Origin of the sequence: Methylobacterium longum (assembly GCF_022179385.1) — a bacterium.
In the GTDB taxonomy this organism is placed as follows: Bacteria; Pseudomonadota; Alphaproteobacteria; order Rhizobiales; family Beijerinckiaceae; genus Methylobacterium; species Methylobacterium longum.
Genome location: NZ_BPQS01000006.1, coordinates 41,460 through 66,967, shown reverse-complemented (window position 1 = coordinate 66,967; position 25,508 = coordinate 41,460). Strand labels below are relative to the sequence as shown.

Annotated in this window: 27 protein-coding genes and 1 tRNA gene; 8 read left to right on the top strand and 20 right to left on the bottom strand. The window is 70.1% G+C overall.

From position 1 onward, the window contains the following. Position 1: 1 nt before the first annotated feature. The 11 genes from MFF58_RS07465 to MFF58_RS07415 form a co-directional block, all read right to left on the bottom strand. Entirely contained in the window at positions 2-997 is a 996-nt protein-coding gene (locus MFF58_RS07465) for a phosphotransferase family protein (protein WP_238286373.1), read from the bottom strand. 18 nt (positions 998-1,015) lie between these two features. Beyond that, positions 1,016-1,783: an SDR family NAD(P)-dependent oxidoreductase gene (locus MFF58_RS07460; protein ID WP_238286372.1), complete on the bottom strand. Its 768-nt coding sequence runs from the start codon at positions 1,781-1,783 to the stop codon at positions 1,016-1,018. A gap of 1 nt (position 1,784) precedes the next feature. Then, complete coding sequence (locus tag MFF58_RS07455) at positions 1,785-2,963, bottom strand: acetyl-CoA C-acyltransferase family protein (protein WP_238286371.1); 1,179 nt, start codon at positions 2,961-2,963, stop codon at positions 1,785-1,787. 158 nt (positions 2,964-3,121) lie between these two features. Continuing rightward, the gene (locus MFF58_RS07450) at positions 3,122-4,327 is read right to left on the bottom strand and encodes an acyl-CoA dehydrogenase family protein (RefSeq protein ID WP_238286370.1); all 1,206 of its coding nucleotides are present in this window, start codon (positions 4,325-4,327) and stop codon (positions 3,122-3,124) included. A gap of 39 nt (positions 4,328-4,366) precedes the next feature. Next, a complete protein-coding gene (gene mutL, locus MFF58_RS07445; protein ID WP_238286369.1) occupies positions 4,367-6,340 on the bottom strand; it encodes a DNA mismatch repair endonuclease MutL in 1,974 nt (657 codons plus the stop codon). 93 nt (positions 6,341-6,433) lie between these two features. Next, complete coding sequence (locus MFF58_RS07440; protein ID WP_238286368.1) at positions 6,434-6,790, bottom strand: hypothetical protein; 357 nt, start codon at positions 6,788-6,790, stop codon at positions 6,434-6,436. A gap of 91 nt (positions 6,791-6,881) precedes the next feature. Next, entirely contained in the window at positions 6,882-7,868 is a 987-nt protein-coding gene (locus MFF58_RS07435; protein ID WP_238286367.1) for a branched-chain amino acid ABC transporter permease, read from the bottom strand. Between the two features lie 23 nt (positions 7,869-7,891). Next, a complete protein-coding gene (locus MFF58_RS07430) occupies positions 7,892-8,779 on the bottom strand; it encodes a branched-chain amino acid ABC transporter permease (protein WP_043380394.1) in 888 nt (295 codons plus the stop codon). Between the two features lie 28 nt (positions 8,780-8,807). Next, positions 8,808-10,025, bottom strand: a complete 1,218-nt coding sequence (locus MFF58_RS07425) for an ABC transporter substrate-binding protein (protein ID WP_238286366.1) — start codon at positions 10,023-10,025, stop codon at positions 8,808-8,810. A 94-nt stretch (positions 10,026-10,119) separates the two neighbouring features. Beyond that, complete coding sequence (locus MFF58_RS07420) at positions 10,120-10,863, bottom strand: ABC transporter ATP-binding protein (protein WP_238286365.1); 744 nt, start codon at positions 10,861-10,863, stop codon at positions 10,120-10,122. Further along, positions 10,856-11,614, bottom strand: a complete 759-nt coding sequence (locus MFF58_RS07415) for an ABC transporter ATP-binding protein (protein WP_238286364.1) — start codon at positions 11,612-11,614, stop codon at positions 10,856-10,858. The genes MFF58_RS07420 and MFF58_RS07415 overlap by 8 nt, the downstream gene beginning before the upstream one ends. A gap of 206 nt (positions 11,615-11,820) precedes the next feature. On the opposite strand from MFF58_RS07415, the gene MFF58_RS07410 reads away from it, so the two are divergent. From MFF58_RS07410 to MFF58_RS07400, 3 genes are all read left to right on the top strand, one after another. Then, positions 11,821-12,699, top strand: a complete 879-nt coding sequence (locus tag MFF58_RS07410) for a 2-dehydro-3-deoxygalactonokinase (RefSeq protein ID WP_238286363.1) — start codon at positions 11,821-11,823, stop codon at positions 12,697-12,699. Beyond that, positions 12,696-13,331: a 2-dehydro-3-deoxy-6-phosphogalactonate aldolase gene (locus tag MFF58_RS07405; protein ID WP_238286362.1), complete on the top strand. Its 636-nt coding sequence runs from the start codon at positions 12,696-12,698 to the stop codon at positions 13,329-13,331. Before MFF58_RS07410 ends, MFF58_RS07405 begins: the two co-directional genes overlap by 4 nt. An 85-nt stretch (positions 13,332-13,416) precedes the next feature. Then, positions 13,417-14,580: an alanine racemase gene (locus MFF58_RS07400; RefSeq protein WP_238286361.1), complete on the top strand. Its 1,164-nt coding sequence runs from the start codon at positions 13,417-13,419 to the stop codon at positions 14,578-14,580. Between the two features lie 413 nt (positions 14,581-14,993). Here the strand turns inward: MFF58_RS07400 and MFF58_RS07390 are convergent, their stop codons facing one another. From MFF58_RS07390 to MFF58_RS07375, 4 genes are all read right to left on the bottom strand, one after another. Then, positions 14,994-15,167 (bottom strand): hypothetical protein, encoded by a 174-nt coding sequence (locus tag MFF58_RS07390; protein ID WP_238286360.1) that lies wholly within the window; start codon positions 15,165-15,167, stop codon positions 14,994-14,996. 143 nt (positions 15,168-15,310) lie between these two features. Then, positions 15,311-16,231 (bottom strand): histone deacetylase family protein, encoded by a 921-nt coding sequence (locus MFF58_RS07385; RefSeq protein ID WP_238286359.1) that lies wholly within the window; start codon positions 16,229-16,231, stop codon positions 15,311-15,313. Beyond that, entirely contained in the window at positions 16,228-17,169 is a 942-nt protein-coding gene (locus MFF58_RS07380) for an NAD(P)/FAD-dependent oxidoreductase (RefSeq protein WP_238286358.1), read from the bottom strand. The genes MFF58_RS07385 and MFF58_RS07380 overlap by 4 nt, the downstream gene beginning before the upstream one ends. 344 nt (positions 17,170-17,513) lie before the next feature. Continuing rightward, positions 17,514-17,598 (bottom strand) — tRNA-Leu (locus MFF58_RS07375). Positions 17,599-17,723: 125 nt separating this feature from the next. On the opposite strand from MFF58_RS07375, the gene MFF58_RS07370 reads away from it, so the two are divergent. Further along, positions 17,724-18,305, top strand: coding sequence for a YqaA family protein (locus MFF58_RS07370; protein WP_238286357.1), 582 nt, complete (start codon positions 17,724-17,726; stop codon positions 18,303-18,305). Between the two features lie 2 nt (positions 18,306-18,307). Beyond that, positions 18,308-18,796, top strand: a complete 489-nt coding sequence (locus MFF58_RS07365) for a disulfide bond formation protein B (RefSeq protein WP_238286356.1) — start codon at positions 18,308-18,310, stop codon at positions 18,794-18,796. Between the two features lie 46 nt (positions 18,797-18,842). Here the strand turns inward: MFF58_RS07365 and MFF58_RS07360 are convergent, their stop codons facing one another. The 4 genes from MFF58_RS07360 to cpdR form a co-directional block, all read right to left on the bottom strand. Then, positions 18,843-19,298, bottom strand: coding sequence for a DUF1178 family protein (locus MFF58_RS07360; RefSeq protein WP_238286355.1), 456 nt, complete (start codon positions 19,296-19,298; stop codon positions 18,843-18,845). 21 nt (positions 19,299-19,319) lie between these two features. Continuing rightward, on the bottom strand, positions 19,320-20,177 hold the full coding sequence (locus tag MFF58_RS07355; RefSeq protein WP_238286354.1) for a carbon-nitrogen hydrolase family protein: 858 nt from the start codon (positions 20,175-20,177) through the stop codon (positions 19,320-19,322). After that, on the bottom strand, positions 20,170-20,439 hold the full coding sequence (grxC, locus tag MFF58_RS07350; RefSeq protein WP_238286582.1) for a glutaredoxin 3: 270 nt from the start codon (positions 20,437-20,439) through the stop codon (positions 20,170-20,172). Before grxC ends, MFF58_RS07355 begins: the two co-directional genes overlap by 8 nt. 132 nt (positions 20,440-20,571) lie before the next feature. Further along, the gene (gene cpdR / locus MFF58_RS07345) at positions 20,572-20,928 is read right to left on the bottom strand and encodes a cell cycle two-component system response regulator CpdR (protein WP_003603128.1); all 357 of its coding nucleotides are present in this window, start codon (positions 20,926-20,928) and stop codon (positions 20,572-20,574) included. Between the two features lie 205 nt (positions 20,929-21,133). On the opposite strand from cpdR, the gene MFF58_RS07340 reads away from it, so the two are divergent. Beyond that, positions 21,134-22,036, top strand: a complete 903-nt coding sequence (locus tag MFF58_RS07340) for an N-formylglutamate amidohydrolase (protein WP_238286353.1) — start codon at positions 21,134-21,136, stop codon at positions 22,034-22,036. Between the two features lie 219 nt (positions 22,037-22,255). Here the strand turns inward: MFF58_RS07340 and MFF58_RS07335 are convergent, their stop codons facing one another. Next, positions 22,256-23,125 (bottom strand): UTP--glucose-1-phosphate uridylyltransferase, encoded by an 870-nt coding sequence (locus tag MFF58_RS07335; RefSeq protein ID WP_238286352.1) that lies wholly within the window; start codon positions 23,123-23,125, stop codon positions 22,256-22,258. Positions 23,126-23,299: 174 nt separating this feature from the next. Between MFF58_RS07335 and galE the strand changes: the two genes are divergently transcribed. Together galE and MFF58_RS07325 are read left to right on the top strand one after the other, a co-directional pair. Then, positions 23,300-24,292, top strand: coding sequence for a UDP-glucose 4-epimerase GalE (gene galE, locus MFF58_RS07330; RefSeq protein WP_238286351.1), 993 nt, complete (start codon positions 23,300-23,302; stop codon positions 24,290-24,292). Between the two features lie 4 nt (positions 24,293-24,296). Then, complete coding sequence (locus tag MFF58_RS07325) at positions 24,297-25,505, top strand: lytic murein transglycosylase (protein ID WP_238286350.1); 1,209 nt, start codon at positions 24,297-24,299, stop codon at positions 25,503-25,505. Positions 25,506-25,508: the final 3 nt, after the last annotated feature.

Below are 25,508 nucleotides of genomic sequence, written 5' to 3'. Positions count from 1 at the left end.
CTCAGCTCCATGCGGCGGGGGCGGTCGCCCGCAGGATCGCCCGTTCCAGGTCGGGCACCATCCGGCCGGTCAGCGCCAGTTCGAGGGAGAACTCGCGTCCGGAGACGTGGCGCGCGCCCTGCTCCAGCGCGATCACCGCCCAGCGCACATGGGCCATCACCTCCCAGTAGGCCACGCGCGCCGGATCGACCGTCCGCCCGCTCTCGGACGTATAGCCCCGGTAGAAGGCCGCGCGGGAACCGACGCCGCCCGCCTCACGCTCGGGCCGGCCGAAGCGCCAGCAGGCGGCGCAGAACCAGCCGAGGTCCTGATCCGGGTCACCCCAGCCGGCGAACTCCCAGTCCAGCACGGCCGTGAGGCCGGATCCGTCGACCATGTAGTTGCCCGTCCGGAAATCCCGGTGCACGAGGGTCGGCGCCGGGCAGGCCGGGGCGCGGACCTCCCCCCAACGCAGCCCCCACTCGATCGCCGGGCGCCGGACACCGATACCGTCGAGGCTCGCGCGCAGACGCGCGATCTCGGCTCGCGCAGGATCCGGTTCGGGCGCGCCCAGGAAGGCGAGCCCGGCCGGCAGCGCCCGCGGGTCGAGCGCGGCGTGGATCTTCGCCAGCTCGCGGCCCAGGGTCTCGGCGAGCTGCTCCCGGTCGCCGCCGAGGCTCGGATCCTTGGCGATCCGCGGGCCCAGCCCCACGCCCTCGACCAGCCCCATGACCGCGAACGGGGCGCCGATCACCTCCGGATCCTCGCAGAAGGCGACGGGTTCGGGCACCCGGACCCCGGCGTTCCAGACCGCCTCCAGGATCCGGAACTCCTCGGCACGGGTCCGGCTCGACGCGATGGTGGCGGCCGCGTCCATGCGCAGCACGAAGGCGCGCACGTCGTCGCCGACCCGGCAGCTGACAAGGCGATTCTCCTGAATGGAGCCGCCGCCGAGGGGACGCGTATCCGCGATGGCGAGGTCCGGGCAGCCGAGCGTCTCGGCCAGCCAGATGCGCAACCGATCCTGATCCATCCGCTACAGGCCCGACACGAGGTGGCCGCCATCGACCGCCACGACGCTGCCGGTCATGTACGCGCCGGCATCGGAGGCGAGCAGGAGGAGCGGCCCGTCGAGTTCGGCCGCCTCCCCCAGACGCCGCTGCGGCACCCGCTTGATCAGGGCCTTGCCGGGCTCCGATTCGAAGAACGCGTCGTTCAGCTCGGTCTTGATGTAGCCGGGCGCCAGGGCGTTCACCCGGATGCCGTAGCGCGCCCATTCGAGGGCGAGGCTCTTGGTCAGCTGGACGACCCCGGCCTTCGAGGCCGCGTAGGGCGCCAGTCCGCCGGTGACCCGCAGGCCCAGGATCGACGCGATGTTGACGATGCTGCCGCCCGCGCCGTGGCGGACCATGCGCCGGCCGGCCGCCTGAGCCACCAGCCAGACGCCCTTCAGGTTCGTATCGAGGACCCCGTCCCAGTCGGCCTCGTCGAGGTCGAGGGCGGGCTTCGTCGCGGTGATCCCGGCATTGTTGACGACGACACGGACTGGACCGAAGCGGGCCTCGGCGGCGTCGAGGGCCCGCTCGATGCTGGCCGCGTCGGTGACGTCCATGACGACGGCCTGCGCTTGCCCGCCCTCCCCGGCGACCCCGGCGACGGTCTCGGCGAGGGCGTCCGCCCGGCGCGCGCAGAGGGACAGGTGCGCCCCCGCGCGCGCCAGCGTCCCGGCGAAGTGGCGGCCGAGGCCGCTGGAGGCGCCGGTCACCAGGACGTGCCGGCCGGCGAGATCGAAGAGGTCGGCCATCTCAGCGCAGCCGCTCGACGGCCATGGCGATACCCTGTCCGCCACCGATGCACATGGTCACCAGCCCGTAGCGTCCGCCCGTCCGGGCCAGCTCGTAGAGCGCCTTCACGGTGATGATCGCCCCCGTCGCGCCGATCGGATGGCCGAGCGCGATGGCGCCGCCGTTCGGATTGACCTTCGCGGGGTCGAGGTCGAGTTCGCGGGAGACGGCGCAGGCCTGGGACGCGAAGGCCTCGTTCGATTCGATCACGTCGAAATCGGCGGCCCGCAGGCCCGTCCGCTCCAGCAATCGGCGCACGGCCGGGACCGGACCCATGCCCATCTCGGACGGGTCCACGCCGGCATGGGCGTAGCCGACGATGCGGGCCAGGGGCGTGCGGCCGTCCCGCTCCGCCCGGTCGGCGCTGGACAGGACGAGGGCGGCGGCGCCGTCGTTGAGGCCCGAGGCGTTGCCGGCCGTCACGCTGCCGGTCTTCGAGAAGGCCGGGCGCAGCTTCGCCAACTCCTCGGCGCTCGCGGCCTTGGGGTGCTCGTCGGTGTCGAACGCCACCGTCTCGCGCTTGCGCTGCACGGCGACCGGCAGGATCTGGTCGCGGAACCGTCCTTCGCGGATCGCCCGCGCGGCCCGGGCCTGGCTCTCGGCCGCGAAGGCGTCCTGCTGGTCGCGGGAGACGGCGTAGCGCTCCGCCACGTTCTCGGCGGTGACGCCCATATGGCCGTTGCCGAACGGGTCGTTCAGCGCGCCCAGCATGTAGTCCACCAGCACGGCATCGCCCATGCGCTGGCCGGTGCGCCCGACCTTCAGCAGATGCGGCGCGCGGCTCATGCTCTCGGCTCCCCCGGCGACTGCCGTCTCGGCATCCCCGAGGAGGATCGATTGCGCGGCCGAGACGATCGCCTGCAAGCCGCTGCCGCAGAGGCGGTTGACCGTCATGGCAGGCACCTCCTTGGGGATGCCGCCCTCCATGGCGGCGACGCGCGCGAGGTAGGCGTCCCGCGGTTCGGTGGGAATCACGCTGCCGAAGACCACGTGGCCGATCGCTTCGGGCGCGGTCGCGGCGCGCCTGAGCGCCTCCGCGACGCACTGCGCCGCCAACGCCGCCGGCGGGATCGATGCGAGCGACCCCCCGAACGTGCCGATCGCGGTCCGTACCGCCCCTGTGATCACGACATCGGTCATCGTCATAAACTCCACGCTTCGGTGCGCCTGTCAGATCCTGTCGCGGGACGCGGACATCGGATCCCGGCCCCGCGTGCGGCGGTGCCGGACCGCGGGCGCGGGCAGATCAGGATGCGGGTACGGGGTCGGATACCGGCGCGTCGTCGCCGGCCCGGCGGTCACGCCCCGACGGTCCACGTCCAGAAGGCATCGCCCTCCGCCTCCAGGTTGCGGTTCAGCACCATCTTGTGGACCTCGTCGGCGCCGTCCACCAGCCGGGCCTGCCGGGCGTAGCGGTAGATCCATTCCAGCGGCGTGTCGGTCGAGTAGCCTCGGGCGCCGTTGATCTGGATCGCCACGTCGGCCGCCGCGTGGAGGAGGTTGGCCACGTGCACCTTGGCCATCGAGACCTCCTTGCGGGCGAAGCTGCCCTGATCGAGCGCCCAGGCGGCCTTCATCACCAGCAGGCGGCCGACCTCGATCCGCATCGCGAGGTCGCCCAGCATGAGCTGGATGCTCTCGCGGTCGGCCAGCCGTATGCCGAAGCCGTGGCGCTCGGCCGCGTAGGCCCGGGCGATCTCGACGCAGCGCTTCGACAGGCCGAGCCAGCGCATGCAGTGCGTCAGCCGCGCCGGCCCGAGGCGGATCTGCGTGAGCTTCAGCCCGTCGCCCTCGTTCATCAGGACGTTTTCGGCGGGGATCTCCAGACCATCGAACAGCAGCTCGCAATGGCCGCCATGCTCCTCCGGCCCCATGATCGGGATGCGGCGCAGGATCTCCCAGCCGGGCTGGTCCTTGTGGAACAGGAAGGCGGTCAGACCTTTCCGCGCGTCGTCGGAGGTGCGCGCCATCAGGATGAAGTGGGCGGCCTCCTCGGCGCCGGTGATGTACCACTTGCGGCCGGTGACCACGTAGGTGTCGCCCCGCCGCTCGGCCCGCGTCTGGATCATGCCGGGATCGGAGCCGCCGCCGGGATGCGGCTCGGTCATGGCGAAGGCGGAGCGCACCCGGCCGTCCACGATCGGCGCGAGCCAGCGCTCCTTCTGGGCGGGGGTCGCCACCTTCTCGAGCACCATCATGTTGCCGTCGTCTGGCGCCGCGGAGTTGAACACGACCGGCCCGAAGATCGAGCGGTTCATCGCCTCGTAGCAGACCGCCATGCCGACCTTGTCGAGGCCGGCCCCGCCGGTCTCAGGCCTGAGCTGGAGGCACCAGAGACCCTGCTCCTGCGCGAGGCCGCGCAGTCGGGCCAGTTCGCCCAAGCCGATGTTCCCGTGCCCGTCATAGGCGGACGGGTCCGCCTCCAGGGGCAGGATGTGCGTGTCGACGAAGGCCGCGATCCGGGCGCGGTACGCCTCGACGCGGGGCGAGATGGTGAAATCCATGGGTCGGGGCCTCCGGCGGGTGCCTGTGCGCGGTGAAACCTATCGGCGGCCGAACAGCCGCTCGATGTCGGAGAGCTTCAATTCGATGGAGGTCGGCCGGCCGTGGTTGCACTGGCCGGAATTCGGCGTCGCCTCCATCTCACGGAGGAGCGCGTTCATCTCCTCGGGCCGCAGACGCCGGCCGGCGCGGATCGAGCCGTGGCAGCTCATCCGCGACAGGACCGCGTCGAGGCGCCGGCCCAGCGGGCCGCCCACCGTCGCGGCGGCGCCACCCTCCTCGTCGCCGCCGGCCTCCAGGGCGTCGAGGATGTCGGTCACGAGGTCGCGCACCGAGGCGCCGATCAGCGCGGCCGGCACCTCCCGCACCAGCACGGCGCCGGGGCCGAACGCCTCGATGGACAGGCCCAGCCGGTCGAGGTCCGGCGCGGCGGCGACCAGGCGGTCGGCCTCCTCAGGGCTCATCTCCACGACGTCGGGGATGAGCAAGCCCTGCCGGGCGATCCCGCCCGCCGCCCGCTCGGCCTTCATGCGCTCGTAGACGAGGCGCTCGTGCGCGGCGTGCTGGTCGACGATAACGAGGCCGTCGCGGGTCTGCGCCAGGATGTAGGTCTCGTGGATCTGCGCCCGCGCCGCGCCGAGGGGATGGTCCACCGCCGCGTCCGCGGCGGGGACCGGACGGCTGTCCGCCTGCGGCGGGGCCAGTGGCTCCTGCGCGGCCGCCGGTCCCGCGAAGGGGGCCTGGGCCGCCTCGCCGAAGCCGGGCGCGGCGTCGCGGTCGAATGCCCACGCGGTCGCGGCCCCGGACGGCGCGGGCCGCCACGCCCCCGGCTGCCGGTAGCCGGCGGGGGCCGCCACCGAGGGCGTGTTTGCCGCGACGGGGTCCGGGCGCGTCGGCCGGAACAGGCTCGGCATCGCCGCGCCCGTATGGGTCGCCAGGGCCGGAGCCGCGGGGCGCAGGGCGTCGAGGGTCCGGGCCGCGCCGGTCGTCGCCGAGTGGGCGCCGCCGCGGCGCAGGGCGTCGTGAATCGCGCTCACCACGAGGGCCCGCACCAGCCCCGGTTCGCGGAAGCGCACTTCGGTCTTGGCGGGGTGCACGTTGACGTCGACGAGATCCGGATCGCACGCGATCGCGAGCCCCAGCACCGGATGGCGGTCGGAGGCGAGGGTGTCGGCGTAGGCGCCGCGCACCGCGCCGAGCAGCAGCCGGTCCCGGACCGGCCGGCCGTTGACCACGAGGTGGATGTAGCCGGCCGCGCCGCGGTGATAGGTCGGCAGGCCGACATGGCCGGTCACCGCGAAGCCCTCCCGCGCGAGGCTGACCGGCAGCGCGTTCGGCGCGAAGTCCGGCCCCAGCACCGCGGTGAGGCGGCGCAGATCCGCGTCCGCCCCGGCCTCGGCCGGCAGCACGAGGGGCTGGCCGGCATCGGCCCGCAGCGTGAAGCGCACGTTCGGCTGCGCTACGGCGAGGCGGCGCAGGGTCTCGGCGATGGCGGCGTTCTCGGCCCGGTCGGATTTCAGGAACTTCAGGCGGGCCGGCGTCGCGGCGAACAATTCGGTCACCTCGATGCGCGTCCCCCGCTGCGCCGGGGCGGGACGGACGGCGCCCTTCAGCCCCGCGTCGACGGTGAGGCTCGCGCCGGCCTCGGCGTCGTGGGTCCGGGTGACGAGGGTGAGCCGCGACACGGCGCCGATCGACGGGAGCGCCTCGCCGCGGAAGCCGAGCGTCCGGATCGCCGCGAGGTCGCCGCCCGGCAGCTTCGAGGTGGCGTGGCGCTCGACCGCGAGGTCGAGGTCCTCCGGCGCCATCCCGCGGCCGTCGTCGACCACCCGGATCAGGCGGCGGCCGCCGGCCTCGACCGTGACCTCGACGGACCGGGCGCCGGCATCGACGGCGTTCTCCACCAGCTCCTTCACCGCCGAGGCCGGCCGCTCCACGACCTCGCCGGCCGCGATGCGGTCGACGAGGACGGGGTCGAGGCGCCGGACGTGCAGGGCTGTCGGGGGGGTGGACATCGGCCGCGACGATAGCCGCTGCGGCGCGGCGTTCCAATCGCGCCGGGTGACAGGGACGGGGCTGCGGCGCTCAGGCGCGCCGGGCTGCGGCGCTCAGGCGCGCCGGGCGGAGCCGCCGAGGGAGATACGGCTGCCGCCGCCGCTGCGCGTCCCGTGGCTCGGGGCCGCGTAGGGACGGCGCGACAGGTCGTAGAGGACGTTGCCGACGAGGCCGGCCGCCCGCCGGAGGGTCGCGCCCTCGCAGGTCGCGGCCACGCGGATCCCGATCTCGTGGGTGTGGCTGCGGCCGTAGAGCCACACGGCCAGTCGCGCCCGGGTCGCCTCGGGGATGCCGTCGAGCAGGTAGCGGGCACCCTCGGCATCGGACTTGATCAGCCGCCCCACGGTCTCGGGCGGGACCGGGCAGTCATGGGCGGGGTCGTCGATACTGAGCGCGAGGGCCTTCGTCATGGCGGCACCTGACCGTTCTGGAACTCCAGGTTGAACGCTCTTGGTTAACGAAGGATGACCGCGGGGTCCGGCCCGAGACGGAGTCTTAAGCTCAGAGGGGCTTGCGGATCACCCGGGCGATCAGGCCGACGACGCCCTCGCGGAACAGCAGCACGCAGAGGACGAAGACGCAGCCCTGGATGATCGTCACCCAGGCGCCGAACTGCGCGAGGTACGTCTCCATGGTGACGATGACCAGCGCGCCGACGATCGGCCCGAACACCGTGCCCATGCCGCCGACGAGGGTCATCAGCACCACCTCGCCCGACATCGACCAGTGGACGTCGGTCAGCGAGGCGAGCTGGAAGACGATCGCCTTGGTGGAACCCGCGAGCCCCGCCAGCGTCGCCGAGAGCACGAACACCGCGAGCTTGTACTGGCTCGCCCGGTAGCCGAGGGAGATCGCCCTGGGTTCGTTGTCGCGGATCGCCTTCAGCACCTGCCCGAAGGGCGAGTGGATGATGCGGTAGATCAGCAGCATGCCGGCCATGAAGATCACGCAGACGACCGCGTACATCGCCCGGTCGTCCGCGAGGCTGATCACCCCGAACAGGCTGCCGCGCGGCACGGCCTGGATGCCGTCCTCGCCGCCGGTGAACTTCGCCTGCAGGGAGAAGAAGAACGCCATCTGGGCGAGCGCCAGGGTGATCATCGAGAAATAGATGCCCTGGCGCCGGATCGCCAGCGAACCGAAGATCAGCCCCAGCAGCGCGGCGGTCGCGGTGCCGGCGAGGATCGCGAGTTCCGGCGTGAAGCCGAGCTGTTTGGCCGTGTAGGCGCAGAGGTAGCTCGCCATGCCGAAATAGGCGGCGTGGCCGAAGGAGAGCAGGCCGCCGTAGCCGAGCAGCAGGTTGAAGGCGAGCGCGAACAGCGCGAAGCACAGCACCTTCATCAGGTAGACGGGGTAGAGGACGAGCGGCGCCACGATCAGCAGCACGGCGATGCCGACGAAGATCAGGCGGTGGAGGGCCTTGTCGTCCCGGGCCGCCGGCAGCGCGGCGGCGATCGGGGCGGCGTCGATGGCAGCTGTGTCGGCCATGGGATTCGTCCCTTCGATCGCGATCAGGCCGTGCGCCCGAACAGGCCGGCGGGTTTGACGAGCAGCACCAGCACCATGATCACGAAGATCACGGTGGCCGAGGCCTCGGGATAGAACACCTTGGTGAGCCCCTCGACCAGACCGAGCGCGAAGCCCGTGATCACCGATCCGATGATCGAGCCCATGCCGCCGATGACCACCACGGCGAAGACCACGATGATGATGTCGGCGCCCATGTTGGGGTTCACCGAGTAGATCGGTGCGGCCAGAACCCCGGCGAAGCCCGCCAGCGCGACGCCGAACCCGTAGGTCAAGGTCAGGAACAGCGGCACGTTCACGCCGAAGGCCTGGACCAGGGTCGGGTTCTCGGTGGCGGCCCGCAGATAGGCGCCGAGCTTGGTCTTCTCGATGACGAGCCAGGTGGCGATGCAGACGGTGAGGGAGGCGACCACCACCCAGGCCCGGTAGTTCGGCAGGAACATGAACGGCAGCCGCTGGCCGCCGGACAGCTCGGCCGGGATCGCGTAGGGCAGGCCTGAGACGCCGTACTGGTTGCGGAACAGGCCCTGGATGATCAGCGCCAGCCCGAAGGTCAGGAGCAGCCCGTAGAGGTGGTCGAGCTTGTAGAGCCGGGCGATCAGCACGCGCTCCAGCACGATGCCGAAGGCGCCGACCACGAGGGGCGCGAGCCCCAGCGCCCACCAGTAGCCGAGGCCCACGTAGGTGAGCAGCATCCAGGCCACGAACGCGCCCATCATGTAGAGCGCGCCGTGGGCGAAGTTGATGATGTTCAGGAGCCCGAAGATGATCGCCAGCCCGAGCGACAAGATCGCGTAGAACGAGCCGTTGATCAGGCCGAGCAGCAACTGCCCGAACAGGGCCTGCGTCGGCACACCGAAGATCGTGGTCATGGCCGTTCTCCGCGCCCCGATCTTACCGTCAGCCCTTCACGAGGGGGCAATTGCCCTCGTTCAGCGGCCGGAACACCTGATCGCCCGGGATGGTCTCGAGCTTGTTGTAGAGGTCCCACTCGCCCTTCGACTCGGCGGGCTTCTTGACCTCGAACAGGTACATGTCGTGGATCTTGCGGCCGTCGGCGCGGATCACGCCCTTGCCGAACAGCGGGTCGTCGGTCGGCATCGCCTTCATCTTGGCGACCGTCGCCGCGCCATCGGACGTCGACTTCAACTCGGCCACCGCCTTCAGGTAGTGGAGCACGTCCGAGTAGACGCCCGCATGGTTGGCGGTGGGCTTCGAGCCGCCCTTCATCTGCTTGGCGAACCGGTCCGAGAAGGCGCGGGTCTGGTCGTTCAGGTCCCAGTAGAACGGCTCGGTGAGCACGAGGCCCTGGGCGACCTTGGTGCCTAGCGAGTGCACGTCCGAGGAGAAGACCAGGAGGCCGGCGAGCGCCTGCCCGCCCTCGGTGATGCCGAACTCGCCCGCCTGCTTGATCGAGTTGATCGTGTCGGTTCCGGCATTGGCGAGCCCGATCACCTTGGCGCCCGACCCCTGCGCCTGCAGCAGGAAGGACGAGAAATCCGAGGTCGGGAACGGGGTCTTCACCGAGCCCACGACCTTGCCGCCGTTCTTGGTGATGACCGCGCTGGTGTCGCGCTGGAGGGTCTGTCCGAAGACGTAGTCGGCGGTGAGGAAGAACCACGTGTTGCCGCCGCGCTTGACCATGGCGCCGCCGGTGCCGTTGGCCAGCGCCACCGTGTCGTAGACCCAGTGGATCGTGTTCGGCGTGCATTGCGGGCCGGTGAGGTCGGCGGTGCCGGCGCCGGTGTCGATGAAGACCTTGTTCTTCTCCTTGGTGACCTGGCTGATGGCGAGCGCCACCGAGGAGGTCACCCCGTCGGTGATCATGTCGACGGCGTCGCGGTCGTACCATTGCCGGGCGATGGCCGCGCCCACATCCGGCTTGTTCTGGTGGTCGGCCGAGACGATCTCGACCTTCAGCCCGTGGTCGGCGGCCTTGAAATCCTCGACCGCGAGCTTCGCGGCGACGACCGAGCCCTCGCCGCTGATGTCCGAATAGGCGCCGGAGCGGTCGCCGAGGATGCCGATCTTGACGGTGGTCTGCGCGCTCGCGGTGCCCATCATCAGGGCGCCTGCAAGAGCCGCGAGGGTCACGGGCCGGGCGATACGTCCGAACATGTTCAATTCCATCCTCGAGCGGCGCGGCGGTTCTCCGCCAGCCAAGTATCGGAGCGCCTGTTGCTGGCGCTTCTGCGGTTTCTGCCGGCGAGCTTCAGACGCCGAGATAGGCGTGCAGCTTGTCGATATTGGCGTCTAGCTCGGCGTTGGGGATCATGTCGACCACCCGTCCTTGCTCAATCACGAAGTGCCGGTCCGCGAGCGTCTGCGCGAAGCGGAAATTCTGCTCCACCAGCACGATCGTGTAACCCTGAGCCTTCAATTGCTGGATGGTCCGGCCGATCTGCTGGACGATGACCGGCGCAAGACCTTCGGTCGGCTCGTCGAGGAGGATCAGCTTGGCGCCGGTCCGCAGGATCCGGCCGATCGCCAGCATCTGCTGCTCGCCGCCGGAGAGCTTGGTGCCCTGGCTGCCGGCACGCTCCTTGAGGTTCGGGAACAGCTGGTGGATGTCCGCCACCGACATGCCCCCGGGCTTCACCCGCGGCGGCAGCATCAGGTTCTCGTGCACCGTGAGGCTCGCGAAGATGCCGCGCTCCTCCGGCACGTAGCCGAGCCCGAGCCGTGCGATGTTGCGCGAGGCCATGCGGATGGTCTCGACGCCGTCGTAGACGATCGATCCCGAGCGCCGCCCCAGGATGCCGATGATCGCCCGGAGCGTCGTGGTCTTGCCCGCGCCGTTGCGGCCGAGGAGCGTGATCACCTCGCCCGCCCGGACATCGATGTCGATGCCGTGGAGGACGTGGCTCTCGCCATACCAGCCCTCCAGCCCGCGGACGGTCAGCAGCGAGCCGGTCGCGGCGGCCGGGGTGACTGACTTCAGCGCCGCCTCAGGCATGTCCCGCCCCGATGTAAGCTTCGACCACGCGCGGGTCCTTGGAGACGGTGGCGTAGTCGCCCTCCGCCAGCACCTGGCCGCGGGCCAGCACGGTGATGCGGTCGGACAGCGATGCCACCACCGAGAGATTGTGCTCCACCATCAGGATGGTGCGGTCCTTCGAGACGCGCCGGATGAGCTGCGCCGTGCGCTCGACGTCCTCGTGGCCCATGCCGGCCATGGGCTCGTCGAGGAGCAGCATCTCGGGATCGAGGGCCAGCGTGGTGGCGATCTCCAGCGCCCGCTTGCGGCCGTAGGACAGCTCGACCGCCAGCACGTCGGCGAACTCGGTCAGGCCCACCGCCTCGACCAGGGCGAGCGCCTCGCCGTTCAGCGCCCGCAGCACCTTCTCGGCCCGCCAGAAGTCGAAAGAATCGCCCCGGCGCCTCCGCTGGAGCGCGATGCGGACATTCTCCATCACCGTGAGGTGGGGGAACACCGCCGAGATCTGGAAGGAGCGAACCAGCCCCAACCGGGCCACGTCGGCGGCCTTCAACCCGGTGATGTCGCGATCCTTGTAGCGGATCGTCCCGGCGGTCGGGATCAGGAACTTGGTCAGCAGGTTGAAGCAGGTGGTCTTGCCCGCCCCGTTCGGCCCGATCAACGCGTGGATGGTTCCACGCTCCACCTGCAACGCCACGCCGTTGACGGCCCGGAACCCCCGGAACTCCATCGTCAGGCCATCTGTCGCCAGGATCACGTCCCGTGCCAAGCGAGTCCCTCCCCGGACAAGAATTCTTGGCGGCCATATCGCCGATCCGCCCGCTCGCCGTCCATCGCAAACGCCCGAACCGATGCGACAATCCCCGGCGACTGATATTTCTTGGTCGCCCGCGGCCAACGGCATGGCCGAGCGCCCTTGACCGGGCCCCGGGGCCGCCATTAACTCAGACAAAAATCAGCTGGGGGAGGGTTTGCGTGGCGGGGCGAGCGGCCTACCTCGCGGTCGACTGGGGCACGACCAACCGACGCGCCTACGCCGTCGCGGCGGACGGCGCCGTGGTCGACAGCCTGCAGGACGACCGCGGCGTGCTGGCGATGACGCGGGACGACTACCCCGCTTCGATCACCGCCCTGCGCGAGCGACTCGGCGCCTACCCGGTCATCGCCAGCGGGATGGTCGGTTCGAGCCGCGGCTGGCGCGAGGCGCCCTACATCGCCGCCCCGGCCACCCTGGAGCATCTGGCCGATGCGAGCCTTGAGGCCGCGCCCGGCGTCTGGATCGTCCCGGGCGTCGCGCTGAGGCACGGCAAGCGGCCCGACGTGATGCGGGGCGAGGAGACTCAGGTGCTGGGCGCGATCCGCGCGGGCGCGGCGCCGCCGACCGCGCTCTTCTGCCAGCCCGGCACGCACAACAAGTGGATCGACACCGCCGAGGGCGCGATCACGGCCTTCACCACCGTGATGACCGGCGAGATCTTCGCATTGCTCCGCAGTCACGGCGTGCTGGCGGAAATGCTCGACGGCGCCGTTACGGACGGCGCCGCCTTCCGGCGCGGGCTCCGCCGCGGGATCGCGGCGCAGAACGTCCTCGCCACGCTGTTCGAGGTCCGGGCCGGCGTGCTGCTCGACCGGCTGGCGCCGGGCGACGCCGCCGCCTATGCCAGCGGCATCCTGATTGGCGCCGACGTCGCGACCCGCGAGGATCTCGCCCAGCGGCCGGTCCACCTGCTCGGCGGGGGCGCCTTGGGGGACCTCTACGCCGTCGCCATCCGAGAGGCGGGGGGGACGCCCGTCGCCGTGCCGGAGGGGTCGACCACGGCCGGTCTTCACGCCATCTGGAGCCTGCGGACATGACCATCCGGGATCGGTTCGAGACGTCCTTCGCGATCTGCCCGCTCGTCGCCATCCTGCGCGGGCTGACGCCGGACGAGGCGCCGGCGGTGGGCGACGCCCTCGTGGAGGCCGGGTTCACTCTCATCGAGGTGCCGCTCAACTCCCCCGAGCCGCTGCGCAGCATCGCGCGCCTGGCCGACCGGTTCGCGGGCCGCGCCCTGGTCGGGGCCGGCACCGTCCTGACGCCCGCGCAGGTGGAGGCGGTCGGCGCCGCGGGGGGGACCCTGATCGTCTCGCCCAACACCGATGCGGCGGTCATCCGCGCCACCGTGGCGGCCGGGCTGATCGCGATGCCCGGCTACCAGACGCCCACCGAGGCCTTCACGGCGCTGGCCGCCGGGGCGACGGCGCTGAAGCTGTTCCCGGCCGATGTCGCCACCGCGGTCGCCCTCAAGGCGCATCTCGCCGTGCTGCCGGCCGGCGCCCGCGTCCTCGCGGTCGGCGGCGTCACCCCCGAAAGCCTGGCCGGCTGGCGGCAGGCCGGAGCCGCCGGATTCGGTCTCGGGTCGAACCTCTACCGGCCCGGCAAGGCACCGGCCGACATCGCCCGGGATGCCGCGGCGTTCGTGGCGGCGCTCCGGGCAACGACGTAGGCGGATCGGTAGCCGGCGGAATGCTGTTGGGCCGCCGGCCGCCCTCGCGTAGACCCTGGGCGCTGGCGGAAGCGGGAGCGGCAAAATGGCGGACGGGCACGACGGACCGGGCGATGACGGCTTCGACGGGCTCGAAACCCCCTGCCTCCTCCTCGATGCGGACAGGATGCAGGCCAACATCGCCCGGATGCGCGCGCACCTCGACGGTATGGGCGTCACCCTCCGCCCACATCTGAAGACCGCCAAGTCCCTCGACGTCGCGCGCCGGGCGATGGCGGATCCCTCCGGTCCCGCCACGGTCTCGACCCTGCGGGAGGCGGAATATTTCGCCGAGGGCGGCGTCCGCGACATGATCTACGCGGTGGGGATCGCGCCGCAGAAGCTCGATCGGGTCGGCGCCGTCCGCCGTCGCTGGGGCGCCGATCTGGCGATCATCCTCGATTCGCTCGCGCAGGCCGAAGCGGTCGCGGCCTGGAGCCGGCTTCAGCGCGATCCCCTGCCCGTGCTGATCGAGGTCGACGCCGATGGTCACCGGTCCGGCGTGGGCCCCCGGGATGCGGAGCGGCTGATCGGCATCGGCCGGGCCCTCGCCGCGGGCGCCGACCTGCGCGGCGTGCTGCTGCACGCCGGCGACAGCTACGGACTCAGCGATCCCGCTGCCCTGCGCGCGGCGGCGGAGGCCGAGCGCGTGGCCGCCGTCACGGCCGCCACGATCCTCCGCGAGGCCGGCCTGCCCTGCCCGATCGTCAGCGTCGGCTCGACCCCGACGGCGCGCTACGCAGAGCACCTCGACGGCGTCACCGAGATGCGCGCGGGCGTGTTCATGATCGGCGACCTGTTCCAGGCCGGGGTCGGCTCGTGCGCGGTGGACGATATCGCGCTGACCGTCCTCGCCACCGTGATCGGCCACCAGCACGATAAGGGCTGGATCATCACCGATGCGGGCTGGATGGCGCTCTCACGCGACAGGGGTACCGCCCGGCAGGCGGTCGACCAGGGCTACGGCCTCGTCTGTGACCGCTCCGGCCGCCCCTATCCGGATCTGATCGTGCGGGATGCCAATCAGGAGCACGGCATCCTCGCCCTCAGACAGGGCTCGTCGGCCGCGCGGCCCGAAATTCCCGTGGGAGCCCGGGTCCGGATCCTGCCGAACCACGCCTGCGCCACCGGCGCCCAGCACGATCGCTACCACGCGGTCGCGGGTGGCCGGCATACGGGCGACATCTGGCCCCGCATCAACGGTTGGTGACCGGCGGCCGACCCGTCACCGCGGGGTCGCGACGCTGCGGACCGACCCGTCGGTCTGATCCATGACGAGGCGGCAGGCCCCGCTCAGGCTCGCCCGCTTCGCCCGCAGGCACTCCGTGATCGCGCCGGCATTGGGGATCTGTGCGGATCACAGGCGCATCACGTCCGGCGTGCAGGCCGCGCGCTGGGTACCCGTCTCGGCCACGGCGGGCGCCGACACCGAGGCGACGGCGAGCAGGGCGAAGAGGGCGCGTTTCATCGAAACGGTTCCTGAGGACGCAAATGTCTGTCGCGAGCAGCCGGTCTCGGATCTGGCCCAGCCGCGGCACCGGGCCCAGAACGCCGCGCGCCGCGATGATTTCCCTGCGTCCTGCATCTCTCCCGCCGCGTCCGGCCGGCGCTGGGCCGTTGGCGTCACTGGCGCGCCGCCGGCGCGATCGCGCCGGTGGCGACCGGTTCGGCCAGGGTGGTGTTGATCGCCGACTGCGTCCGTTGGCGATCGAGCTTGTCGGCGGAGATGAGGGCAGCCGCGATCAGGGCAGACACGGCCAAGGTCGCCTTCACCACATCCCAGAGCCGCGCGAACATGGCCGAGCCTCGATGGTGTCACGGAGCGGAGGTCGCGGATCCGCCCTGATCCGCGGTTCCATCATCCTCCGTCGCGACCCTTCCCAAAACCTTTCCCGGTCTCTGCGCCGCCCATCTCCGTCGCGACCTGATGCATCGGGGCCTCACATGGGCGGCCGGACGTTCCCCGCTTCCGCCGCCAGAGCCTCAAAGACCAGGGCGTGCCGCCGTGACAGCGCGTCCACATCGGAGGTGTAGCCCCCGCCGATGACCGCCACGAGCGGGATCCTGCGCGCGCGCGCCTGCGCCACCACGAAGCGGTCGCGCGCGAACAAGCCCGCATCGGTGAGGCAGAGGCGGCCGAGCCGATCGTCCCGGTGGGGATCGACCCCGGCGTTGTAGAACACGATGTCGGGTGCGAGCGCGTCGAGGAGCGGCGGCAGGCGAGCGTGCAGGACCGCAAGGTAGCCGGCATCGTCGAGCCGGTCCGGCAAACCGATATCGAGGTCGCCGGCGATCTTCTGAGCGGGGTAATTGTTCTCGCAGTGGATCGACAGCGTGAACAGGTCCGGCCACAAGGCGAGGCAATCGGCAGTGCCATCGCCCTGGTGGACGTCGAGATCGACCACTAGGGCGCGCTGAATGCGCCGCTCCGCCTGCAAGGTCCGAGCGGCCACCGCGACGTCGTTCAGCACGCAGAACCCGGCGCCCTGCAGGCGCCGTGCGTGGTGGCTGCCACCCGCGGCGCTGCCCGCCAGTCCCTCCGCGAGCGCCAACCGCGCCGCCAGAAGGGTTCCACCCACCGACGCGCGCGAGCGCCGGACGAGGGCCGCGTCGACCGGGAGGCCGATAGCTTTCTCGATGTCGCGAGTCACGGCGCAGGCCAGGACTGCGGCGACGTAGGCGGGATCGTGCGCCCGCACGAGGATCTCTGCGGTCGCGGGCTCCGGCGTCACGAATCCGAGGGGCGCAAGACCCTTCTCCAGCAGCGTCTCGGCGAGCAGTCCGTATTTCCGCATCGGGAACCGGTGGCCCGACGGGAGGCTCGACTCGTAGGCAGGATGAAAGGCGATCGGCGGGATCACGCCGCGGCGCCCCGGTCGGCCAGGATCGCTTCGGCGAGGTGCAGGCCGCTGTCGTGGGCAGCCTCGATCCGGGCACCGATACACCAGTCGCCGGCAGCGCCGAGACGAAGGGCGGGGTCGTAGAGGCTGGGAACGCCGAGGGCGACCTCCACCTGGGCGTAGCGCCAGCGATGCGCCTCCGCGACGGTCGGCCGAAGCGTGGTGCCGAGCCGCTCCGCGGTCGCTTGAACGAGCGCGGAGACGACGGTCTCGCGCGGGTCCTCGAGGTGCTGGCGCGACCAATCCGGCGTGGCATGGATGGTGAGCCGTATGCCGTCCGGACGGCCGGGCTTCGAGGAGTCGCAGGCGATGAGGCCGATCGGATCCTCCCGAGGCTCCATCAGGGGCTCCGCCGTCGCCGCCTCGACGGCGAGCATCAATGACCAGCACGGCGCGTACCGGGCCAGGGCGACGCCGGGCAGCGCGAAACCGGACGTTTCGAGCAGGGTGAGCGCTTGGGGCGCGGGGAAGGTGATCGCCACGGCGCCGAACGGCCCATGAACTGCGCCCGTCGCGTCCTCGATATGCCACTCGGACTCGCGCCGCAGAATTCGCGTGATCGTGGTGGTGCTCATCACTGCAAGACCGGCCAGCAGATCGCGGACCGGAGCGGTCATGCTGGGCTGGCCGACGTGGCGCCCCGAACCCGCCCAGGGCGCCGCCACGCCCCGCCGCACCCAATCTTCGAGCCGGATAGCGAATGCGTGTCCATGTGCCCGCATGAATTGGGCACCATGGTCGAACTGCGCGGCCCCGGACCGCCGTGTTGCCATCCGGCCGCCGACGCCGCGTCCCTTGTCGAACACTTGGACGCGTAGCCCGGCTTCGGCGAGTCTGCGGGCCGCCGCCGCACCGGCCATGCCGGCTCCCAGGATCGCGACACTGCGCTGCACGTCCACGGACTGGCTCTGCCCCGATCAAGTGGCGCGAACCGCCGCGCACCGGTCAAACTAGGGGAGATGGAAGAGGACGTCAGGGCGACCGGCTGTCTCGATCCCGCCCGTGCTCACGTCCGCGGATCTGCAACTCGCCCCCTCGCTCCGGAAAGCGGGAACGCCTCGGAGGTCTCGAGGGAGCCCCTTGATGGCCGATACGATCCGTGACGAGCTCGCTCGAGACTGCTGCGCAGTGCCTCGCGATCAGGTTCTGCGGATCCGGGTCCGACGACACGATCCGGGCGAAGCGGTTCTGGCGAGCGCCGGGCAGTTGCCTGCGGCGCGACCGCGCCGCGTCCGGCAGTGCGTGGTGCGGGTAGAGGGAATCGAACCCCCACGCCTTGCGGCTGGCGATTTTGAGTCGCCCGCGTCTACCAATTCCGCCATACCCGCCCGTACGGCGCTCTTCGCACAGGTCGGCCGCGCCGGCCAAGCGCGTTTTTCGCCCGCGGTGCCAATCTGGTCAACGCGGAGCGCCTATGCTCAAAGGGCGCCGCTCGGTCACTTCGGACGGTTGGATGCTTCGCCGGCTCTATGCGTGGATCTTGGCCCTCAGCGACAGGCCGTCCGCGCCCTACGTGCTCGGCGCCGTGGCGTTCGCCGAGAGTTCTTTCTTCCCGGTCCCACCGGACGCGATGCTCGTGCCCATGGCGGTGAGCCGTCCGGACCGCGTCTGGCTCTACGCCACCATCGCGACCGTCGCGTCGGTCCTGGGCGGACTCGTCGGTTATGCCATCGGCGCGCTGCTGTTCGACTCCCTCGGCGAATGGCTCATCCGGGTCTACGGCCTGCAGAATTCGGCCGCGACCTTTCAGGAATCGTATGCGCGATACGGGCACTGGGTCATCCTGTTGAAGGGTCTGACGCCGATCCCCTACAAGCTCGTCACGATCACCTCGGGCCTCGCCCATTACAGCCTGTTCTGGTTCACGGTGCTGTCGGTCATCACAAGAGGTGCCCGCTTTTTCATCCTTGCCGGTCTGCTCGGCCGCTACGGCATCCAGATCCGCGGCGTCCTCGATCGACACCTCAACGCCGTCGTGGCGATTTCCCTCGCCGTCATCATCCTCGGCTTCCTGCTCTTCAAGGTGATCCTGTGACGATGAATACGGCAGCTACCCTGCGCGTGAAGACGACGGGCCTGTGGCTCGCGATGCTGGCGGCCCTCGTCGTGGCGGCCGTCCTCGTGATGCAATACGGATACGGCTATGCGCCCTGCAAGCTCTGCCTGACCGAGCGGCTACCCTACTACGCGGCCGTCCCGCTCGGGTTGATCGCGCTGTTCTCGCCCGAGCGTGTCGGGCGGATGGCGCTCGGACTGGCCGCTTTGGGGCTGCTCTACGGCGCCGGGATCGGCGTCTACCACGCTGGCGCCGAGTGGGGCTTCTGGCCGGGACCGTCCGATTGCGGCGGCGGGACGGGTGCCAATCCGGGTCAGATCGGCGATTTCCTCAACGCCCTCCAATCCACGAAGGTGGTCGACTGCTCGATCGCAGCGCTGCGGGTTCTCGGGGTCTCCCTGGCCGGGTGGAACGTCCTCGCGTCCTTCGCCCTCGCGTCCCTCGCCGGCACGGCCGCGGCGCGGCCCTGAGCGGACAGACGCTTGAGCCCTCTGTCCCGGCCGGTGACGCGCTGGTTTAGTTCCGATCGTCGGGCAGAAAAGGCAGGGCGGCCACGTCGATCCCTTCCTCGATGAGCGCGCGCGCCTCGTCGGGGCTGGCCTCGCCATAGATCGAGCGGCCTTCCGTCTCGCCATAATGGATTTTGCGCGCCTCCTCCGGGAAGCGGGCACCCACATGTTCGGAATTGGCCACGACGTGGTCCTTCAGCGCACGCAGCATCGCCCTGAGCTGTCGCTCGGGTTCGGCCACCATGGTCATGGGCGCCGCCGGTTGCGGCGGCTGCCGGGCAGGTGCACGCTCCCGATCCGTGCGGGCGATGCTCGGGACCATGAGCGCCTTGCTGACTTTCGCACTGTCGCAGATCGGACAGGTCACGAGGCCGCGCGCAGCCTGCGCGTCGTAGGAATCCGACGAGGGGAACCAGCTCTCGAAGCCGTGGGCCGCCTCGCAGACGAGACTGTAACGGATCATTCGCCTGAACTTGCTGCTGTTTTATTGTGCGGCCTGCACCTTCGGGCCGGCCTGTTCAACGGTGAAGGGCCGCCCATGCTTCAGCGACGGAATGCGCGCCCGGGCATCGGCGACCTGCGCCACGTCGATCTCCGCCAGGATCACACCGGGCTCGGACCCGCCCGCATCGGCCAGCACCCGGCCCCAGGGATCGACGATCATCGAATGGCCGTAGGTTTCCCGCCCGTCCTCGTGCAGACCGCCCTGCGCGGCGGAGATCACGAATGAACCCGTCTCGATCGCCCGCGCCCTCTGAAGAACGTGCCAGTGGGCCTCCCCGGTCTGGCGGGTGAAGCAGGCGGGCGCGGTGAGGATCTCGGCCCCGGCTTCGGCCAGCGCCCGGTAGAGACCCGGGAAGCGAATATCGTAGCAGATCGTGAGGCCCAGCATGGCCCACGGCGTGGCCGCGACGACCGCGCAGGCTCCGCCGGTATAGGTCGCCGATTCCCGCCAGCGCTCGCCGCTCGGCAGATCCACATCGAACAGGTGAAGCTTATCGTAGGAGGCCAGGATCTCGCCGTCGGCACCGATCAGGTAGGCGCGATTGGCGATCTTGTCGCCCGAGCGCACCGCGATCGAGCCGATCTGCACCACCGTTCTGGTTGCGCGCGCGGTCTCGCGCAGATCCGCAAGCGTCGCATCCCGGGCCTCGTCGGTCACCTGCGCGAACAGCCGCTCCCGGCTTCGTTCGACCAGGGAGGTCATCTCAGGTGTCTGAATGTAGACCGCGCCGAGCCCAGCCGCTTCGCGGATGCCCGCGACCGCCGCCGCACGGTTCGCGCCCGGGTCCCGGCCCGAACGCATCTGCAAGCAGGCGGCCGCAAACCGGGTTTCAGGCATCGGCCGTGTCCTTCAGGAGGCGATCGAGCTTGCCAGCACGGTCCAGGGCGTAGAGATCGTCGCAGCCGCCGACATGCGTTTCGCCGATGAAGATCTGCGGGACGCTGGTGCGTCCGCCGGCGCGGTCGACCATCGTCTTGCGGGCGCCCTGCACGCGCTCGACATCGATCTCCTGGAAGGCCGCGCCCTTGTCCTTCAACAGGCTCTTTGCCGCCGAGCAATAGGGGCACCAAGCCGTGGTGTAGATCGTGACCGGCTGCATGGCGTTGGTCGTCTCGCGCGTGAACTCCGACCATATAGGAGCGCGCAATCCGAATTGCCTATGCCCGTGTGGTCACAGCGCACCGCGCCGGCAGCGGCGCATCGTGCGATGCGCTCGGCCGCGTGGCGCCGCTCAGGCCGCCAGCAGCTTCTCGACCTCGTTCACGAGGTCGCGCAGATGGAAGGGCTTCGACAGGACCTTCGCGTCCTTCGGCGCCTTGGAATCGGGATTGAGCGCCACAGCGGCGAAGCCCGTGATGAACATGACCTTGATGTCGGGATCGAGCTCGGTCGCCCGGCGCGCGAGCTCGATGCCGTCCATCTCGGGCATCACGATATCGGTCAGCAGCAGCTCGAACGGTTCCTCGCGCAGCCGATTATAGGCCGAGAGGCCGTTGTCGAAGGACAGGACGTCGTAGCCCGCGTTCTGAAGCGCCTTGGCGAGGAACCGGCGCATGTCGTTGTCGTCTTCCGCCAGCAGGATTTTCATCGGCCGGATCCGAGCCTTCGAGTCAGGAGGTTGATCCCATAAAGGGAGGCGATGGTAAACAAGGTGTTAGGATGGCGCCCGCGATTCGCACCGCGATGCCCGAAGCGGCTCCGTGAGCCGCGCGCTTGGAGTGGACAGGCGGCCGATCGCGCACCACAGTGCGGGTCTGCCGCGATTGCCCAACCGCCGGGGTGTCCACGAGACGATGACTGCGCCTGAACCGGTCGAGCCAGACGCCTTCGGATTCGCCCCGGCCTTCATGGTCGACGAGCCGGCGGCTCACACCCTGCCTTTCGTCTTCAATACCGGTCATTCCGGAGCCGTCTACCCCCCGCACTTCATCGCGGCCTCACGCCTCGACGCCCTGTCCCTGCGGCGCTCCGAGGACGCGCACGTGGAGCGCCTGTTCGCCTCGGTGGTGACGCTCGGCGCACCCTTGCTGCGCGCGAATTTTCCGCGGGCCTTCCTGGACGTCAATCGCGAGCCGTTCGAACTCGATCCGCGCATGTTCGACGGTCGGTTGCCGCCCTTCGCCAACACCCGGTCGATGCGCGTCGCCGGCGGACTGGGCACGGTTCCCCGAGTGGTGGCCGACGGTCAGGAGATCTACGCCCGCAGATTGCCGGTGAGCGAGGCGACGGCGCGGATCGAGGGGCTCTACAAGCCCTATCACCGGGCTCTGCGCGACCTCATTCAGCGGACGTCGCGCAATCACGGCCATTGTGTGCTGATCGACTGCCACTCGATGCCGTCTTCAAGCCTCGGGCGCGATACCGAGGTCAAGGCCGATGTCGTCCTGGGGGACCGGTACGGGACCGCCTGCGCGCCGAGCCTGATCGAGGGCTTCGAGGCCGCCTTCCGGGGGCGCGGCTTCCGCGTGGTGCGCAACAAGCCGTACGCCGGCGGCTTCATCACCGAGCATTACGGCGAACCCAACCTCGGGCGCCACGCGCTCCAGATCGAGGTCAATCGCGCGCTCTACATGAATGAGGTGAGCCTCGCGATCACGCCGGGCTTCACCAGCCTCGTGGCGGCCTTGGAGTCGATCGTGGCTGACGTCGCCGCCGACCTGGGCGACCTCGCACCGCGCCGGATGGCGGCCGAATAGCCTTCGCCTGCGTCCGCCTCAGACGGAAGCACCGCCGTCAAAGAAAAAAGGCCACTCCCGAAGGAGCGGCCCGAAGTCTAGGGAGGAAACGCCCAAGAAGGGCTGCGGGACCGCGACGCCATCGCGATCTCGCAACGCACAAACTAAAGTGCGACGCACAAGAAGCAAGGCTTAAATCGTCGCCGCTTCCGCGTCAGGTGCATGGCTGCACCGCGCCGTTCAGCCCTGATCCTTCAGCAGCTTGGCGATCTCGATCCGGAGAGGGCCTGCCAGATCCGGGCGCTCGAGGGCGTAAGCCAAGTTGGCCGTGAGGAAGCCGAGCTTCGAGCCGGTGTCGTAGGTCCGCCCGTCGAACCGCAGGCCGAAGAAGTCCTGCGTTTCCATCAGGTCGATCATGGCATCGGTGAGCTGGATCTCGCCGCCCGCCCCCTTCTTGCCGTGCTCCAGGATACCGAAAATCTCAGGCTGCAGGATGTATCGCCCGGAAATGATGTAGTTCGACGGCGCGGTGCCCTGCTTGGGCTTCTCGACCATGCCGGTGATCTGGAACGATTCTCCGTAGGTCTCGCCGACGCTCACGATGCCGTATTGATGGGTTTCTTCGGGGGCCACCTCCTCCACGGCGATGACGTTGCCGCCGTGCTGCGCGTAGGTCGCCAGCATCTGCTGCATGCAGCCGCGGCTCAGCATGTCGGGCAACAGGACCGCGAAGGGCTCGTCCCCCACGATCTCGCGGGCGCACCAGACCGCGTGTCCGAGGCCGAGGGGCGCCTGTTGCCGGGTGAAGCTGGTCTGACCGGCCTTCGGCAGATCCCTCTTGAGATCCTCGTAGGCCGCGGTCTTGCCGCGCTCCTGAAGGGTGTGATCCAGCTCGAATGCGATATCGAAATGGTCCTCGATCACCGCTTTGCCGCGGCCGGTCACGAAAATGAAATGCTCGATCCCGGCTTCCCGAGCCTCATCGACCACATGCTGCACGACCGGCCGGTCCACGACCGTGAGCATCTCCTTCGGAACCGCCTTGGTCGCGGGCAGGAAGCGCGTACCCAACCCCGCCACGGGCAGGACGGCCTTGCGGATCGGTTTCATCGAACGGTAACCCCGAAACTGATTGGAACGACGTGGTCGACGCTGCGGCACGTGAGATAGGCGAACGCGATACACCACGACGACCCTGCGCGGATTCTATGTGGCAGAGTGCCGTAAATATACCGTCTGCGCGCGACTAAGTGGTCATCGCAGGCAGGCTTCTCGAGGGGTGATATGGCGGTTCTTGTGACGGGTGGGGCCGGTTATATCGGCAGCCATATGGTTCTGGCCCTGCTCGATGCAGGTCACGACGAGGTCGTCGTCTTGGACGATCTCTCCACCGGGTTCGATTGGGCGGTCCCGGAAGGCGTGAAGCTCGTCGTGGGGGACGTCGCCGATCAGGCGCTCGTCACGCAGACGATCCTCCAGCACCGGATCGACGCGCTCGCCCACTTCGCCGCCAAGATCGTGGTGCCTGAGTCGGTATCAGATCCCCTCGGCTACTACCTCGCCAACACCGTCAAGACCCGTGCGCTGATCGAGGCGTCCGTGCGGGCGGGCGTGAAGCACGTGATCTTCTCCTCGACGGCGGCCGTCTACGGGGAGCCCGAGGTCGTTCCGGTGCCCGAGGATCTGCCGCTCGCGCCCATCAACCCGTATGGCCGCTCCAAGCTCATGAGCGAGTGGATGATCGCCGACGCGGCGGCCGCGCACGGCTTCTCCTACGTGATCCTGCGCTATTTCAACGTCGCCGGCGCCGATCCGAAGGGTCGGTCCGGTCAATCGACACCGAACGCCACGCACCTGATCAAGGTCGCCACGCAGGCGGCCTTGGGGCAGCGCGAGCGGCTGGACGTGTACGGTACCGACTACCCCACCCCCGACGGCTCGTGCCTGCGCGACTACATCCAAGTGTCCGATCTGGCCGAGGCGCACCGGGTTGCCCTCGATCACCTGCGCTCTGGCGGCGAGAGCCTGACCCTGAACTGCGGCTACGGACGCGGTTACTCGGTGCTCGAGGTCATCGAGGTCGTCAAGCGGATCTCGGGCCGTGATTTCACGGTGCGTCTGTGCCCGCGCCGCGCCGGAGACCCGGCCCGGATCGTGGCCGAGGCCAGCCTGATCCGCGACCGGCTCGGCTGGAGGCCGCGCAACGACGATCTCGACGCCATCGTCGACCAGGCCCTCGCCTGGGAGGACAGCCTCGGCAAGCGCAACCGGATCTGACCGGATGCCCACACGCAGAGCCGTGTGCGCCGCGGCGCTGTGCCTCGCCGCGGCTCCGGCCCGCGCCGCCGAGGGCGCGCGCAGGGACGGCACCTTCCGGACCTTCGTCGAGGCTTTGCGGCCGGACGCCGCCGCGCGCGGCGTCTCCGCGGCGACCTTCGATGCCGCATTCCGGGGGATCAGCGGTCCGGATCCTGCCATCCTCGCCAGGACCCGCGGTCAGAGCGAGTTCGTGCGTCCGGTCTGGGAATACCTCGTGGGCGCCGTCTCGGGTGGTCGCCTCGCGCGCGGGCGCACGCGGGCCGCTGCCGCAGCATCGACCTTGACGGCGATCGAGGCGCGCTACGGGGTCCCGGCGCCGGTGATCCTGGCAATCTGGGGCATCGAGTCGGATTTCGGTGCCAGTGCCGGCAGCGTCCGCACGATCCGAGCCCTGGCGACGTTGGCCGAGGCTCAGCATCGGGGCGCCCTGTTCCGCGACGAGCTCCTCGCGGCGCTCACGATTCTCGAGCGTGGCGACGTCGCGCCCGATCGCATGAGTGGCAGCTGGGCCGGTGCGATGGGCCAGGTTCAGTTTCTTCCGTCCACCTACCTGACGCACGCGGTCGACTTCGACGGCGACGGACGGCGCGATATCTGGACCAGCGATGCGGACTCGCTGGCGTCGATCGCGGCCTATCTGAAGGATCTCAACTGGAACCCGACGGTCTCGTGGGGCTACGAGGTGCGCCTGCCAGACGGCTTCGACCTGTCTCAGTACACGGGCGAACTCGGCGATTTCGCCAAGCGCGGCGTGGGTCGCGCCGATGGCAAGCCTCTTCCTGGGCGGGGCCGTGCCAGCCTCTTCCTGCCGGGCGGAGTGGGTGCGCCCGCCTTTCTGATCACCGACAATTTCGAGGTCATCCGCGGTTACAACACCTCCGACTCCTACGCGCTCGCCGTGGGGCATCTGGCTGACCGGCTCGACGGTGGTGCGCCCCTATCCGCACCCTGGCCATCGGCGTCACTGCGCCTCGACGGACCCGGTCTACGGGCGCTCCAGGCCAGCCTCGGCGCGGCAGGATTCTACGAGGGCCCGCGTGACGGCCGCGCGGGACCTCGACTGCGCGAGGCGGTGCGGCGCTATCAGATCAGCGTCGGACTGCCGGCCGACGGTTATGCCACGCCGGCCCTCCTGGCACGGATGGTGGGCAAGCCCGCGCCCCGGCCGTAAACT

Excerpts from the sequence above, each read along its gene's own strand:
- MFF58_RS07460 (WP_238286372.1), bottom strand. The coding sequence starts at position 1,783 with ATGGCCGACCTCTTCGATCTCGCCGGCCGGCACGTCCTGGTGACCGGC.
- MFF58_RS07455 (WP_238286371.1), bottom strand. The coding sequence starts at position 2,963 with ATGACCGATGTCGTGATCACAGGGGCGGTACGGACCGCGATCGGCACG.
- MFF58_RS07450 (WP_238286370.1), bottom strand. The coding sequence starts at position 4,327 with ATGGATTTCACCATCTCGCCCCGCGTCGAGGCGTACCGCGCCCGGATC.
- mutL (WP_238286369.1), bottom strand. The coding sequence starts at position 6,340 with ATGTCCACCCCCCCGACAGCCCTGCACGTCCGGCGCCTCGACCCCGTC.
- MFF58_RS07440 (WP_238286368.1), bottom strand. The coding sequence starts at position 6,790 with ATGACGAAGGCCCTCGCGCTCAGTATCGACGACCCCGCCCATGACTGC.
- MFF58_RS07435 (WP_238286367.1), bottom strand. The coding sequence starts at position 7,868 with ATGGCCGACACAGCTGCCATCGACGCCGCCCCGATCGCCGCCGCGCTG.
- MFF58_RS07430 (WP_043380394.1), bottom strand. The coding sequence starts at position 8,779 with ATGACCACGATCTTCGGTGTGCCGACGCAGGCCCTGTTCGGGCAGTTG.
- MFF58_RS07425 (WP_238286366.1), bottom strand. The coding sequence starts at position 10,025 with ATGTTCGGACGTATCGCCCGGCCCGTGACCCTCGCGGCTCTTGCAGGC.
- MFF58_RS07420 (WP_238286365.1), bottom strand. The coding sequence starts at position 10,863 with ATGCCTGAGGCGGCGCTGAAGTCAGTCACCCCGGCCGCCGCGACCGGC.
- MFF58_RS07405 (WP_238286362.1), top strand. The coding sequence starts at position 12,696 with ATGACCATCCGGGATCGGTTCGAGACGTCCTTCGCGATCTGCCCGCTC.
- MFF58_RS07400 (WP_238286361.1), top strand. The coding sequence starts at position 13,417 with ATGGCGGACGGGCACGACGGACCGGGCGATGACGGCTTCGACGGGCTC.
- MFF58_RS07390 (WP_238286360.1), bottom strand. The coding sequence starts at position 15,167 with ATGTTCGCGCGGCTCTGGGATGTGGTGAAGGCGACCTTGGCCGTGTCT.
- MFF58_RS07370 (WP_238286357.1), top strand. The coding sequence starts at position 17,724 with ATGCTTCGCCGGCTCTATGCGTGGATCTTGGCCCTCAGCGACAGGCCG.
- MFF58_RS07365 (WP_238286356.1), top strand. The coding sequence starts at position 18,308 with ATGAATACGGCAGCTACCCTGCGCGTGAAGACGACGGGCCTGTGGCTC.
- MFF58_RS07360 (WP_238286355.1), bottom strand. The coding sequence starts at position 19,298 with ATGATCCGTTACAGTCTCGTCTGCGAGGCGGCCCACGGCTTCGAGAGC.
- MFF58_RS07355 (WP_238286354.1), bottom strand. The coding sequence starts at position 20,177 with ATGCCTGAAACCCGGTTTGCGGCCGCCTGCTTGCAGATGCGTTCGGGC.
- grxC (WP_238286582.1), bottom strand. The coding sequence starts at position 20,439 with ATGCAGCCGGTCACGATCTACACCACGGCTTGGTGCCCCTATTGCTCG.
- cpdR (WP_003603128.1), bottom strand. The coding sequence starts at position 20,928 with ATGAAAATCCTGCTGGCGGAAGACGACAACGACATGCGCCGGTTCCTC.
- MFF58_RS07340 (WP_238286353.1), top strand. The coding sequence starts at position 21,134 with ATGACTGCGCCTGAACCGGTCGAGCCAGACGCCTTCGGATTCGCCCCG.
- MFF58_RS07335 (WP_238286352.1), bottom strand. The coding sequence starts at position 23,125 with ATGAAACCGATCCGCAAGGCCGTCCTGCCCGTGGCGGGGTTGGGTACG.
- galE (WP_238286351.1), top strand. The coding sequence starts at position 23,300 with ATGGCGGTTCTTGTGACGGGTGGGGCCGGTTATATCGGCAGCCATATG.
- MFF58_RS07325 (WP_238286350.1), top strand. The coding sequence starts at position 24,297 with ATGCCCACACGCAGAGCCGTGTGCGCCGCGGCGCTGTGCCTCGCCGCG.